The sequence below is a fragment of the Streptomyces sp. ICBB 8177 genome (assembly GCF_003144095.1).
In the GTDB taxonomy this organism is placed as follows: Bacteria; Actinomycetota; Actinomycetes; order Streptomycetales; family Streptomycetaceae; genus Streptantibioticus_D.
This window is the reverse complement of record NZ_NSKH01000023.1, coordinates 899633-911636: the sequence shown is the minus strand read 5'-3', so window position 1 is coordinate 911636 and position 12004 is coordinate 899633. Positions and strand designations below refer to the sequence as shown.

11 protein-coding genes are annotated in these 12004 nt (G+C 73.2%); 6 read left to right on the top strand and 5 right to left on the bottom strand.

The window, feature by feature from the left end; translation table 11 throughout:
* Nucleotides 1-193: 193 nt before the first annotated feature.
* Nucleotides 194-1363 carry an ROK family transcriptional regulator gene (locus CK485_RS24395; protein ID WP_241968609.1) on the bottom strand — a complete coding sequence of 390 codons (1170 nt, stop codon included), beginning with the start codon at nucleotides 1361-1363 and terminating at the stop codon, nucleotides 194-196.
* A gap of 347 nt (nucleotides 1364-1710) precedes the next feature.
* On the opposite strand from CK485_RS24395, the gene CK485_RS24390 reads away from it, so the two are divergent.
* From CK485_RS24390 to CK485_RS24380, 3 genes are all read left to right on the top strand, one after another.
* Nucleotides 1711-3219 (top strand): APC family permease, encoded by a 1509-nt coding sequence (locus CK485_RS24390; protein WP_109453980.1) that lies wholly within the window; start codon nucleotides 1711-1713, stop codon nucleotides 3217-3219.
* The gene (locus CK485_RS24385) at nucleotides 3216-4178 is read left to right on the top strand and encodes an ROK family protein (protein WP_109453979.1); all 963 of its coding nucleotides are present in this window, start codon (nucleotides 3216-3218) and stop codon (nucleotides 4176-4178) included. The genes CK485_RS24390 and CK485_RS24385 overlap by 4 nt, the downstream gene beginning before the upstream one ends.
* Nucleotides 4179-4432: 254 nt before the next feature.
* The gene (locus tag CK485_RS24380; protein WP_342673500.1) at nucleotides 4433-5485 is read left to right on the top strand and encodes a chitinase; all 1053 of its coding nucleotides are present in this window, start codon (nucleotides 4433-4435) and stop codon (nucleotides 5483-5485) included.
* Between the two features lie 22 nt (nucleotides 5486-5507).
* Here CK485_RS24380 and CK485_RS24375 read toward each other — a convergent pair whose 3' ends face one another.
* Together CK485_RS24375 and CK485_RS24370 are read right to left on the bottom strand one after the other, a co-directional pair.
* Nucleotides 5508-7052 (bottom strand): MFS transporter, encoded by a 1545-nt coding sequence (locus tag CK485_RS24375; RefSeq protein ID WP_109453978.1) that lies wholly within the window; start codon nucleotides 7050-7052, stop codon nucleotides 5508-5510.
* A gap of 168 nt (nucleotides 7053-7220) precedes the next feature.
* Nucleotides 7221-7880 (bottom strand): TetR family transcriptional regulator, encoded by a 660-nt coding sequence (locus tag CK485_RS24370; protein WP_109453977.1) that lies wholly within the window; start codon nucleotides 7878-7880, stop codon nucleotides 7221-7223.
* 150 nt (nucleotides 7881-8030) lie between these two features.
* Between CK485_RS24370 and CK485_RS29165 the strand changes: the two genes are divergently transcribed.
* The 3 genes from CK485_RS29165 to CK485_RS24360 all read left to right on the top strand — a co-directional run bounded on the left by CK485_RS29165 (nucleotide 8031) and on the right by CK485_RS24360 (nucleotide 10340).
* Nucleotides 8031-8192, top strand: coding sequence for a hypothetical protein (locus CK485_RS29165; RefSeq protein WP_199239493.1), 162 nt, complete (start codon nucleotides 8031-8033; stop codon nucleotides 8190-8192).
* A gap of 42 nt (nucleotides 8193-8234) precedes the next feature.
* Nucleotides 8235-8510, top strand: coding sequence for a DUF4190 domain-containing protein (locus CK485_RS24365; RefSeq protein ID WP_109453976.1), 276 nt, complete (start codon nucleotides 8235-8237; stop codon nucleotides 8508-8510).
* Between the two features lie 84 nt (nucleotides 8511-8594).
* A complete protein-coding gene (locus CK485_RS24360; protein WP_241968564.1) occupies nucleotides 8595-10340 on the top strand; it encodes a bifunctional 3'-5' exonuclease/DNA polymerase in 1746 nt (581 codons plus the stop codon).
* 58 nt (nucleotides 10341-10398) lie between these two features.
* Here CK485_RS24360 and CK485_RS24355 read toward each other — a convergent pair whose 3' ends face one another.
* Both CK485_RS24355 and CK485_RS24350 read right to left on the bottom strand, forming a co-directional pair.
* On the bottom strand, nucleotides 10399-10788 hold the full coding sequence (locus tag CK485_RS24355) for a DUF427 domain-containing protein (RefSeq protein WP_109453975.1): 390 nt from the start codon (nucleotides 10786-10788) through the stop codon (nucleotides 10399-10401).
* Between the two features lie 145 nt (nucleotides 10789-10933).
* Nucleotides 10934-11962: an NADPH:quinone reductase gene (locus CK485_RS24350; RefSeq protein ID WP_109453974.1), complete on the bottom strand. Its 1029-nt coding sequence runs from the start codon at nucleotides 11960-11962 to the stop codon at nucleotides 10934-10936.
* Nucleotides 11963-12004: the final 42 nt, after the last annotated feature.

The following is a 12004-nucleotide window of genomic DNA, read 5'->3' as shown; positions in this document are numbered from 1 at the left end:
CCGGTCCAGGTGCAGGTGGGGGACGGCAGGAGGGGGTGGGGCGGGGCGGTTGCTCCGTGGACGCTGTCGCATATTTGTGAGCCCCCTGACGTCTCCGGCAAGAGGGCGCACGCGTTCCGGTTGGGGGCTCGTAAATATACGGTCCACGGAGGAACCGCCCCGCCCCGCCCCCGACCCCCGGCGAAAAGCCCCGTCACCCCTCCCGCGTGGCGAAGACGTGGTCGCGAGCCGTCTCCGCCGCCGTGGCGATCGCGCCGAGCAGGACCGCGTCGTCCCCGAGCGCGGAGGCCACGACCCGGGGCCGCAGGGGCGTCAGATCGCGCAGGTGGGTCCGGATCGGGGCCAGCAAAAGGTCCCCGTTGCGTCCCACCGCCCCGCCGATGACCACGAGTTCGGGGTCCACCACCGCCGCGAGGGCGGCGACCGCGTGCGCCAGCCGGGCCGCCTCGTGATCGACGACCCGGGCCGCGGTCGCGTCCCCCGCGCGGGCCGCCGCGAAGACGTCCTTCGCCGTCACGACCCGGTCCGCCCGCATGCCCATCGCGTGCGCCAGCCGCACCACCGCGTCGGCCGACACCGCCCCCTCCAGCGGCCCGCCCCGCGCAGAGCCCGGCGCGGGCGGCTCCCCGTCGACCGGCAGCGGGAACATCGGCAGGTAGCCGATCTCACCGGCCGCCCCGTGCCCGCCCCGGAAGACCTTGCCGTCCGCGACGAGACCGGCGCCAAGGCCGGTGCCGATCCACAGGTACGCGAAGAGCCGCGAGCCCTGCCCCGCGCCGACCGCGTACTCGCCGAGCGCCGCGAGGTTGGCGTCGTTGACGACGTCCAGGCCGGTGCCGAGTTCGGCGCGGAGCCGGTCGAACAGGTCGCTGCGGCCCCAACCGGGCAGATTGACCGCGTACCGCACCCGGTGCGAGCCGGGGTCGGTGACGCCGGGGCTGCCCACGACGGTGTGCACGACCCGCGACCAGTCGAGCCCGGCCTCGGCGGCGACGGCGCGGGCGAGTTCCGCGGCGGCGTGGACCATGGCACCCGCCGTGCGGGCGGTGTTCGGCGCGTCGCGGCGGCCGACGACGCAGCCGTCGAGATCGGCGGCGGCGGCCCGCAGCCAGCCGCGGCCCACGTCGATGCCGATGACGTGGCCGGCGGCGGGGTCGGCCTCGTACAGGACGGCGGCCCGGCCGCGCCCCAGCCCCCTGGTCATCTCCCCGGTCTGCCTGACCAGGCCGGCGCGCTCCAGGTTGGCCAGCGCCGCGGAGACGGTGGGCTTGGACAGGCCCGTGGTGCGCGCCAGCTCGGCGCGGGAGGTGGTGCCCGCGGCGCGCAGCGCGTCCAGCAGGACGCGTTCGTTGAAGCTGCGCAGGACGCCCCGGTTCCAGGGCCGTGCGCCCGGCTCGGTCCCTGCGCCGGGCTCCGCTCGCGTCCCCGGTGACTCGACCCGCGCGCCCGGGCCGCGATCCGGCGTGTCCGCGCCGGTGGTGTCCGCGTTCAGGATCGTTCCCCCTGCTCAAGCCTGCCGGAGGCCGGTCACGGCTGCCTCACCGTTGTCAGTGGTCAGCCTACGAGACGGGCGGCCCGGGACGCGGTCCGGCCGGTGTGGTTCCCGGCCACCCCGCGGGGGTTTCCCACCACCCCTTGACCTCTATTTGTTAAGGAGACTAACTTGATAGTTCCTTAACGGGCTACTTTCAGCCACAGGAGGTGGGCTCGATGGCGGCCACCGATCACCACGCACCCGCGACGACGGACGGCGGCTTCGTCCGGCGGATCGGCCAGTTCCAGGCGAGTGCGATCAACATGAGCCAGATGGTGGGCATCGGGCCGTTCATCACCATCCCCGCGATGGTGCTGGCCTTCGGCGGTCCGCAGGCCGTCGTCGGCTGGATCGCGGGGGCGGTGCTCGCCCTGGCGGACGGCCTGATCTGGGCGGAGCTCGGCGCCTCGCTGCCGGGCGCCGGAGGCTCCTACATCTATCTGCGCGAGGCGTTCCAGTACCGCACCGGGCGGCTGATGCCGTTCCTGTTCACCTGGACCGCGATGCTCTTCATCCCGTTGATCATGTCGACCGGCGTGGCCGGATTCGTGCAGTACCTGACGTATCTGTGGCCGTCGATGACCAAGGGCCAGGGCGACCTGGTGGGGCTCGCGATGTGCGTCGCGGTGGTGCTGCTGCTGTGGCGGCGCATCGAGTCGATCGGCAAGCTCGCGTCGATGCTGTGGATCGTGATGATCGTCAGCGTGGCGTCGGTGATCGTCGCGGCGTTCACCCACTTCCACGCGAGCGACGCGTTCAGCTACCCGCCGCACGCCTTCGCACTGGGCACCACCAAGTTCTGGCTGGGCTTCGCCAGCGGGCTGACCATCGGCATCTACGACTACCTCGGGTACAACACCACCGCGTACATGGGCGCCGAGATCAAGAACCCCGGCCGGGTACTGCCGCGCTCCATCATCTACGCGATCTTCGGTGTGATGGGCATCTACCTGCTGATGCAGATCGGTGTGCTGGGCGTCGTCAGCTGGAAGGACATGATCGACCCGAACAACCCGGCCTCGCAGTCGGTGGCGGCGGTCGTCCTGCAGAGGGCGTGGGGCAAGGGCACCGCCAACGTCATCACCGTGCTCATCCTGGTCACCGCCTTCACCTCGGTGTTCGCCGGGCTGCTCGGCGGCTCGCGGGTGCCGTACGACGCGGCGCGCGACAAGGTCTTCTTCCGGCAGTTCGGCAGACTGCACCCCAAGCACCGCTTCCCGACGCTGAGTCTGCTGGCGATGGGGGTGATCACCGCTGGGGCGTTCTACTTCAGCCGCCACGTGGGCACGTCGGCGAAGACCCCGCCGCTGACCGTGCTGATCACGTTGCTGACGACGGTGATGGTGATCGTGCAGGCCTTCGCGCAGATCGCCGCGGTGACGGTGCTGCGGCGCAGGCAGCCGAACCTGGCACGGCCGTACAAGATGTGGCTGTATCCGCTGCCCAGCGTCGTCGCGCTGGTGGGCTGGCTGACGGTCTACGTCTTCGCCGACAAGAACAACCCCGGTCTGCATCCCATCGAGTGGTCGCTCGGCTGGGTGGCGCTAGGCGTGATCGCCTTCCTGGTCTGGGCGCGACGCGAACACACCTGGCCGTTCGGCCCGAAGGACATCCGCGAGGACTTCCTGAAGGTGGCCGAGGGCCTCGACGACGAACCCACCGGCGATGGCGAGCCCACGGCATGAGCGAGGGAAGGCGGCGTGCCGGGGAGCGCGACTTCGTGCTGGGGATCGACTTCGGCGGGACGAAGATCGCGATCGCCGCGGCGGACCGCACAGGCCGGGTGCTGCGGTCGCTGCGGCTCGACACCCTCGCCGCGGACGGCGCCGCCCAGGCGGTGGAACGCGCACTGCGTGCCGCCCGCGAGACGCGCGAGGCACTGGAGACGACGGGCGGCCAATGCCTGGCCGCGGGCGCGGTGAGTCCGGGCGTGGTGCACGAGGACCGCATCCCGTTCGCACCGAACGTCCCGGGCTGGGAGGACCTGCGGCTACGTCAACTCACCTGTGAGGAACTTGGGTTGGAGGTGGTGGCCTGCGCCAACGACGTGAAGGCGGGCGGTTTGGCGGAGGCGCGGTGGGGCGCGTTGCGGGACGCCGATCCCGGGATCTTCCTCAGCCTGGGCACCGGCATCGGCGCGGCCCTCGTCGTGGGCGGGCGCGTGCTGGACGGGGCGAACGGCGCGGCCGGCGAGATCGGCTACCTGCTGCGCGACGCCTCCGAGACGGCCGGCGTGGCATCAGGGCGTGCGCCCTTGGAGGAGTACGCCTCGGGCATCGGCCTGGCGCGCAGGGGGTCGGCGATGCTGGGCGAACCGGCCACGGCCGCAAGCCTGTTCGCGTCGGGGGACGCGCGGGCGCGGACGTTGGTGGCCGACGCCCTCGACCAACTCGCCGTCCACGTGGCCAACTTGGCGATCACCGTCGACCCTGCCCGCATCGCGGTGGGCGGCGGCATGATGGCGTCCGCCGAACGGGTGCTCCCCGCGCTGGAGCGCCGCCTGAAGGAGTCCGTCCCCTTCCCGCCTGACCTGGTCCCGGCCCGCTACGTCCAGGACTCGGCGCTGCGCGGGGCGTTGGCCCTGGCGCTGGACGCCCTGGCCACGGCCCGTCCGCAGCCGGCGCGGCCCGAGCCGCCCGCGTAGCACACGACACCCGACTGGACGCGCTCGCCACGGTGACCCGCCCGGGACGCGCACGGCTCGGCGGCACCGTCCAACCGCTCTGCCCCTGGCCGCCCATCGCCGTCCCCGGCGGCCGGCTGACCCGCCAGGCGCGGGACCCGCGCACCGGCGCCGGGAAGGGCGACACACACGGCACATCTGCGGCATATGCACCGATGGACCGCCGAGCGCCCGCATCCTGATCACGTCATCTCCGTGCCGTCGAGGAGTACGTGATGCCCTCTCAGGATCCACCGGTCGGTTCCCACCGCGCCGCGAGCCCCTTGCGCCTCCGCCCCGCCGCGCTCGCCCTCGGCTCCGCGCTCGCCTGCGCCGCGCTCGCCGCCACGGCCGTCCCGCCCGCGTCGGCGACCGCCCGCGGCACGGGTGCGGCGGCAGGGGTGGCCGGCTCGCCGGGGATGGCCGTGGCTCCGTACTTCTACAACGGCTGGGGCGACCCGCCGGATCCGGTGGCCGTGATGCGGGCGACCGGGGTGCGGTGGTTCAGCATGGCGTTCGTGCTGGACGGGGGCGGGTGTGATCCCCGGTGGGACGGCACCCGTCCGCTGACCGGGGGCGCCGACCAGGCAACGGTGGACACCGTACGGGCGGCGGGCGGTGACGTCATCGCGTCGTTCGGCGGCGGGCGCGGGCCGTACCTGGAGACCGAGTGCCCGGACGCCGCCGCGCTGGCCGCCGCGTACCGCCGGGTCATCGACGCCTACGGGCTGCGGGCGATCGACGTCGACATCGAGGGCGCCCCCTACGCGGACGCCGGGGTGCGGCGCAAGGTGGTGGAGGCCCTCAAGTCGGTCAAGGCGGCGGACCCGGGGCTCGTGGAGTACGTGACCTTCCCCAGCGGGGGCGACGGTCCCGACGCGACCCTGGTCGACCGGGCGGCGGCCTCGGGGCTGCGGCCGGACGGCTGGTCGATCATGCCGTTCGACTTCGGCGGCGCGGAGCACGACATGGGGGCCGCGACGGTCCGGGCGGCCGAGGGGCTGGCCCGCGTCCTGCGCTCCGCCTACGGCTACGACGCGGCCGACGCGTACCACCACATGGGCATCTCCTCGGAGAACGGCGTCACCGGCGACGGCGAGGCGATCACCCAGGCGGACTTCCGCACCGTCGCGGCGTACGCGGCACGGCACCGGCTGGCCCGGCTGACGTTCTGGTCGGTCAACCGCGACCGCCCGTGCCCGGGCGCCTACCGTACGGACGACACGTGCTCCGGGGTCGCCCAGCGGGACTGGGACTTCACCAAGGTGCTGGTCGGGTCGGGCCTGTGAGGAGCCGTCAGGCGCGGCCGTGTCAGGCTCGGGTCGTGGCGTGCCCCACGGCCGACAGCGGGGTCGCGATGTCCTCCAGGGAGCGGCGTTCCGCCTTCACCGCCAGGAACGCCGCGACGACCCCGGCGAGCGTCATCAGCGCCGCGCCGATGCGGAACGCGTTCACCGTGTCGGAGACCACTCCGGTGCTGGTCAGGTCGGAGAAGAGCAGGGGGCCGCTGATGCCGCCCGCGGCGGTGCCGACCGCGTAGAAGAAGGCGATCGCCATGGCCCGGGTCTCCATGGGGAAGATCTCACTGACCGTCAGGTACGCGCTGCTCGCGCCGGCCGACGCGAAGAACAGTACGGCGCACCAACACCCCGTCAGTGTCGCGGCGTTGAGGTGTCCGCCGCCGAAGAGCCACGCGGTGACGAACAGCAGCACACCGCTGCCGATGTAGGTCCCCGCGATCATCGGCCGGCGGCCCACGGTGTCGAAGAGGCCGCCGAGCAGCAGCGGCCCCAGGAAGTTGCCGACCGCGATCACGGCGAAGTAGTAGCCGGTGTGGTCGGAAGGCGTGCCGTAGAACTTGTTGAGGATCGAGCCGAAGCCGAAGGTGATCGCGTTGTAGAGGAACGCCTGGCCGATGAAGAGGGCCAGGCCGAGCACGGCGCGGCGGGGGTAGTCGCGGAAGACGGTGCGCGCGATCTCGCCGAAGCCGACGCTCTCGCGCTGGTGGATGGTGATCTCGCGGTCCACCGGCTCCAGTTGGCGGCCGGTCTCCTCGCTGATGCGTTCCTCGATGGAGGACACCAGTCGCTCGGCCTCGTCGCCGCGGCCGTGGATGAACATCCAGCGCGGCGACTCCGGCACGTTGCGCCGCACCAGCAGGATGACCAGGCCGAGGACCACGCCTAGCGCGAAGGTGAGCCGCCAGCCGACGTTGGCCGGGAAGTAGTTCGTGTTGAGCATGAGGATGGACAGCAGCGAGCCGCCGACGGCGCCCACCCAGAAGCTGCCGTTGATGATGAGGTCCACCCGGCCGCGGTGCCTGGACGGGATCAGCTCGTCGATGGCGGAGTTGATCGCCGCGTACTCTCCGCCGATGCCGAAACCGGTGAGGAACCGGAAGGTGAAGAACCACCACGGCTGGGTCGACAGCGCGGTCAGCGCGGTCGCGGCGAGGTAGACGGCGAGGGTGATCAGGAAGAGCTTCTTGCGTCCGCGCCGGTCGGTGAGCCAGCCGAAGAAGAGCGCCCCCACGCAGGCGCCGGCCACGTAGAGCGCGGCGGCGAGCCCGGTGACCTGGGCGCTGGAGACGTGCAGGCCGCTGCCGGGCTGGGACAGGCGGGAGGCGATGTTGCCGACGACGGTGACTTCGAGGCCGTCGAGGATCCACACCGTGCCGAGGCCGATGACGATCATCCAGTGCCAGCGCGACCACGGGAGCCGGTCGAGCCGGGCCGGGACCGAGGTCCTGACGGCCGGACCGCTCGCGGCGCCACCGCCTCCCGCGCCCGCACGTCCCGTTCCCCTGCCGCGCCGGTCGTCGTCGTGCCCGCCGCGCACGTCGCCTGGCGTCGCCATCGCCCACCTCCCACGCTCCCGGGCCGGCAGGTCGCCTTCCGGCCTCGGTACCTTTCTTCCTTGGCTGGTGCCCGGGCGCGGGCGGGACACGCGTGGTGCGGGTCGATATGCGCCCGATAAGGGGCGCGCGGCTGCGCCGGATGCGCGGGCTCTACGGCGGACCGCCCCTCAGTCCGCCCCGCCCGGGCCATCGTCGAGCCAGTGGCTGCGGCCCAGGTGGATCAGGCGCATCTGGCGGCGCGCCCTGCGCGCGATGGCCTGCTCCGCGGCGGTGGCCTCCGGGGAGGGCGCGGCGGGTACGTCGAGGAAGGCGGTCGCCGTCATCACCATGTGGTCGACATACAGGTCGGCCAGCATCCTGACATCCTCGGGGCTCCACCCGGCCGACTCCGGTTGCTCGGCCAGATCGCTCGCCAACTCCTCCGCGAACAGGGCGAGTTCACCGGCGATGGCGTCGCGCACCTCGCGCACTCCCCCGTTGCGCTCGCGGGCGATGAAGCGGAAGTGCGCGCGGTGGTCGCGTACGTAGGCGGCGATGACGTCGACCGTGCTGTCTATGACCTCGTCGGACCTGGCGCGGCCGTCGCGGATGACGCGGACCATGGCGCGCAGTGAGCCGAACGACTCCTCGACCAGGGCGACGCCCAGGTCGCTCATGTCGCGGAAGTGCCGGTAGAAGCCCGCGGGGGCGACGCCGACCTCGCGGGTGATCTCGCGCAGGCCGAGGCTGCTGAGGCTCTGGTGTTCGAGCAGACGCAGCCCCGCGTCGAGCAGTGCCTGACGCGTGCGGAGCTTCTGGGCCTGGCGGGCCCCAAGGATGTGACTCACGTCATCCAGTAAACAGTCGTTCGCCGACTTTGGCGAGGGGGCGGGCGGGGTAAGGTAGGAGTGTCAGTGAACAAGTGTCATCCCAACTGTTCACTGACTTTACCGCGACGACACATCGTGGACCCACACCGTCCACAGGAAAGGCCGATCATGGCTCTCGCCCTCATCGTCATCGTCCTGGGAACGCTGTTCGGTGCCGCGGCGTACGCGCCCGCGCCGGTGTTCGTCATCGCCGGTGCGCTCATCGGCGGCTGGCTGCTGGCGTTCTGCCTGCGCGAGTACGTCTCCCGGACCCGCACCCGCGACCAGTGACGCGCCCGCCCCTCACCCACTCCGACCTAGGAAGCTGATCCCATGAACACCGTCGCTCCTGCCCACACCCCGGCCGCGACGCGTTCGGACGCCGACGGCACCGCCGTGGCGTCGTTCATCATCGGTCTGCTCGGCACCTTCGTGCTCAACGCGGTCTTCGGACCGCTCGCCATCATCCTCGGCTGCGTCTCGCTGACCCGCGCCACCCGCCGCCGCGGACGCGCGCTGCTCGGCATCACGCTCGGCGTCGCGGACGTCGCGATCCTCGCCACGCTGATCGCCACGCACCACAGCATCAGCTGGACCCCCGGCTTCTGAAGCGCCCGGCCCCCTCTCTCTCGTCACCCTGACGCGCCTGCCCCACTCCCGGCATTCGTACGGCCGTTCGGATAAACTCGGCCGGTGACCGCCGCCGCCGACCGCTTCGCCGTGGCCCCCGACGAGGTGGGCCCGGGCGGCCGGTTGCTGGCCGTCGCCGACGACGGGACGCCCGCCGGGCCGGTGGAGACGGTCACCGATCTCGCCCGCGCGGTCGCCGATCTCGAAGCGCGCCGCCACCCCCGCTGGATCTGGGCGGCCACCGACGGCCTCTACCCCCGCCTGCTGGACCGCGTGGCCGTACGGCTCGGCCGCTGCCACGACCTGAAGCTCACCGAGGCGCTGCTGCTCGGCCACGCGGGCCGCCACCACCATCCGCGGTCGCTGGGCGCCGCGTGGGCCAGGCTGCGCGGCCTGCCCGTTCCCGATGACGCAGGAGAAGGGGCCGCGGACGGCCAGCCCTCGCTGTTCGCCGCCGACCGGCACCGCCTGCCGCCCGGGGCCGACCACCTGACGGCCGTCGTCGACGTGCACGCGGACCAACTGCGCAGGACCGCCGAGTTGGAGAACCCGGAGGCGATGCGGCTGCTGTGCGCGGCGGAGTCCGCGGGGGTGCTTGCGGCCGTGGAGATGCGCCTCGACGGGCTGCCGTGGAGCGCGAGCGTCCACGACGCGTTGCTGTCGTCGCTGCTCGGGCCGCGGCCCGCGGGGGGCGCCAGGCCCGAGGTGCTGGGCCGGCTGGCGGCCGAGTTCTCCGACGCGCTCGGCCGGCCGGTCAACCCGGACTCGCCCGCGCAGGTGATGTCGGCGTTCGCCAGGATCGGCGTACCGCTGGCCTCCACCAGGTCGTACGTGCTGCGCGAGGTGACGCATCCGGCCGCCGCGCTGCTGCTGCGCTACAAGGAACTCTCCCGCATCCACTCGGCACACGGCTGGGCCTGGCGCGAACAGTGGGTACGCGACGGCAGGTTCCGCCCGGAGTACGTGGCCGGTGGGGTGGTCTCCGGCCGCTGGGCGACCCGGGGCGGCGGCGCGTTGCAGATCCCCCGCCCGCTGCGCTCGGCCGTCGTGGCCGACCCCGGCCACCTGCTGGTCGTCGCGGACGCCGGGCAGTTGGAGCCGCGGGTGCTGGCGGCGATGTCGCGGGACCGGGCGATGACTCGGGCCGCGGCGGGCGGCGACCTGTACGCGGGGCTCGCCGCCGCCGCGTTCGACGGCGACCGGGCCCGCGCCAAGATCGGGCTGCTGGCCGCGATGTACGGCCAGACCAGCGGCGAGGCCGGGCAGTTGGTGGCGGTCCTGCGCAGGCGGTTCCCCGACGCCATGGAACTGCTGGAGGAGGCGGCGCGCACCGGCGAGGCGGGCGGCATGGTCCGCTCCCGCCTCGGGCGCACCTCGCCCCGGCCCTCGGCGGGCGGTCCCCAGGACGAGACGGGCCCGTTCGGCGACGAGGCGGGCGACGGCTCACCGGCGCTGCGGGCCGCCCGCGCGTGGGGCAGGTTCACCCGCAACTTCCGCGTGCAGGCCAGCGCGTCGGACTGGGCGCTCGCCCTGCTCGCCACGCTGCGGCTGTCCCTGGCCGGGCTCGGCGGGGAGGGCGCGCCGTCCCCGGCCCGGCTGGTGTTCTTCCAGCACGACGAGGTCGTGGTGCACTGCCCCGCCGCTCTCGCCGACGCCGTGGTCGAGGCGGTCCGGGAGGCTGGGGCACGCGCCGGGCGCCTGGTCTTCGGTCCGACCCCGGTGCGCTTCCCGCTCGAGACCCGGGCGGTCGCCTGTTACGCGGACGCGAAGGGCGCCGGACAGCGCACCGGGCGTCCGCGCGCGAAGTGACCCGCCAGCAGCAGCCGGCTGCCTGACCGCCACGGATCGACGGCTCGGCCGGGGGCGGTCAGTCCTGCGGCGCCTCGGGCTCCGGGCCCTCGACGGTGACGTCCGCGACGGTGTCGTAGAACGACAGGTGGCCCTTGATCGCGGCCACCGCGGCCAGCGGCTCCTCGTAGGCCCACACCACGTCCTGCTTGCGGGTGGCGTCGCCGTCGCCCCGGTAGGTCCAGTACGACGCGATGCCCTTGAACGGGCAGGTGGTGTGCGTGTCGGTGGGCTCGAAGAGCGTGAGGTCCACGTCCTGCGGCGGCAGGTAGTAGCGCACCGGCAGGCCGGTCTCGTGTACCACCACGGGACGGCGGCTGTCGGCGACCACGCGGCCCGCTATCTCCACCCTGACGTGCTGCGAGCCGGGCACGGCGGTGACGCGGTGCCCTCGCTTGCTGTCCGGCATGACCGTCCTCCCTCTCCCCCGCGGTGCGTTCCGTCACCCAGCACAACGACCGCCCGCCTCCGTCTGTTCCGCCCCGGACGCGTTCCGTGCGGGGGCGGGGATCTCGGAGGCGGGCGGTCGTCCCGTCCTGTCAGGCGTCGGCGCCTCAGGCCCCGGCGACGTCGATGAGCACCTTGCCGACCGCGCCCTCCTCGACGGCGGTGTGGGCGTCGCCGGTGCGGTCCAACGGGTAGCGGTGCAGCGGGAGTCCGGCCTCCTCGCCCACCCGCAGCGCGCCGTCCGCGACCGCGGCCGAGACCGCCTCGACGGCCGCCGCCAGCGCCTCGTCGGGCACGTTGTAGAGCAGCACGCCCTGCCAGCGCAGGTTCCGGCTGAACGACTCGCGCAACGGGATCGTGACCTCGTCGCCGCCGTTGTTGGCGTAGTAGGCGATCGCCGCGTTGTTGGCGGTCACCGCGACGTCCAGGCCGGCGTTCATCGCCGGTGAGACCTCCACGACGATGTCCACGCCGTCCGGCGCCGCCTCGCGGATCGCCTCGTCCGCCTTCTCGGTGCGGTAGTTGACGATGTGGTGTGCTCCGGCCGCCCGGGCGAGCCGCGCCTTGCGGTCGCTGCTGATGGTCGTCACGACGGTGGCGCCGGCCCAACGCGCGAGCTGAATGGCGCAGTTGCCGACCGCCCCGGCCCCGCCCGCGACCAGCACGGTGCGCCCGGTCAGCGCGCCGGGGGCGAGCCGTCGCGGGCCGTCCTCGGCGACGGTCAGGCAGCGGTGCGCCGTCAGCGCGGGCACCCCCAGGGACGCGCCCACGTCGAACGAGGCTCCCTCGGGCAGTGGGACCGCCCGGTGCTGCGGGATCACGGTGTACTCCTGCGCGCTGCCGTGTCCGCTTCCGTACGCGGCGAGGTACAGCCAGACGCGCTCACCGACGCGGGACGCGGGAACGCCCTCCCCGACCGCGTCGACGACGCCCGCTCCGTCCTGGTTGGGCACCTGGCCGCCGCCGTCCTCGGGCAGCGGGCGCATGGGCGTGGCCCGCGACTTCCAGTCCGTCGGATTGACGCCGGAGACGTGCACCTTGACACGCACCTCGCCGGGGCCGGGCTCGGGAAGCGGCCGCTCGACGAGCGAGAGGACCTCGGGGCCGCCGTGCTGGGTGTAGACGATCGACTTCATGCCTGGATACAAGTCCGGCGCGGCGCAGGATCTTCCCGGCCC

Coding starts and splice junctions, on each gene's coding strand:
- CK485_RS24390 (WP_109453980.1), top strand. CDS start 1,711: ATGGCGGCCACCGATCACCACGCACCCGCGACGACGGACGGCGGCTTC.
- CK485_RS24385 (WP_109453979.1), top strand. CDS start 3,216: ATGAGCGAGGGAAGGCGGCGTGCCGGGGAGCGCGACTTCGTGCTGGGG.
- CK485_RS24380 (WP_342673500.1), top strand. CDS start 4,433: ATGCCCTCTCAGGATCCACCGGTCGGTTCCCACCGCGCCGCGAGCCCC.
- CK485_RS24375 (WP_109453978.1), bottom strand. CDS start 7,052: ATGGCGACGCCAGGCGACGTGCGCGGCGGGCACGACGACGACCGGCGC.
- CK485_RS29165 (WP_199239493.1), top strand. CDS start 8,031: ATGGCTCTCGCCCTCATCGTCATCGTCCTGGGAACGCTGTTCGGTGCC.
- CK485_RS24365 (WP_109453976.1), top strand. CDS start 8,235: ATGAACACCGTCGCTCCTGCCCACACCCCGGCCGCGACGCGTTCGGAC.
- CK485_RS24355 (WP_109453975.1), bottom strand. CDS start 10,788: ATGCCGGACAGCAAGCGAGGGCACCGCGTCACCGCCGTGCCCGGCTCG.
- CK485_RS24350 (WP_109453974.1), bottom strand. CDS start 11,962: ATGAAGTCGATCGTCTACACCCAGCACGGCGGCCCCGAGGTCCTCTCG.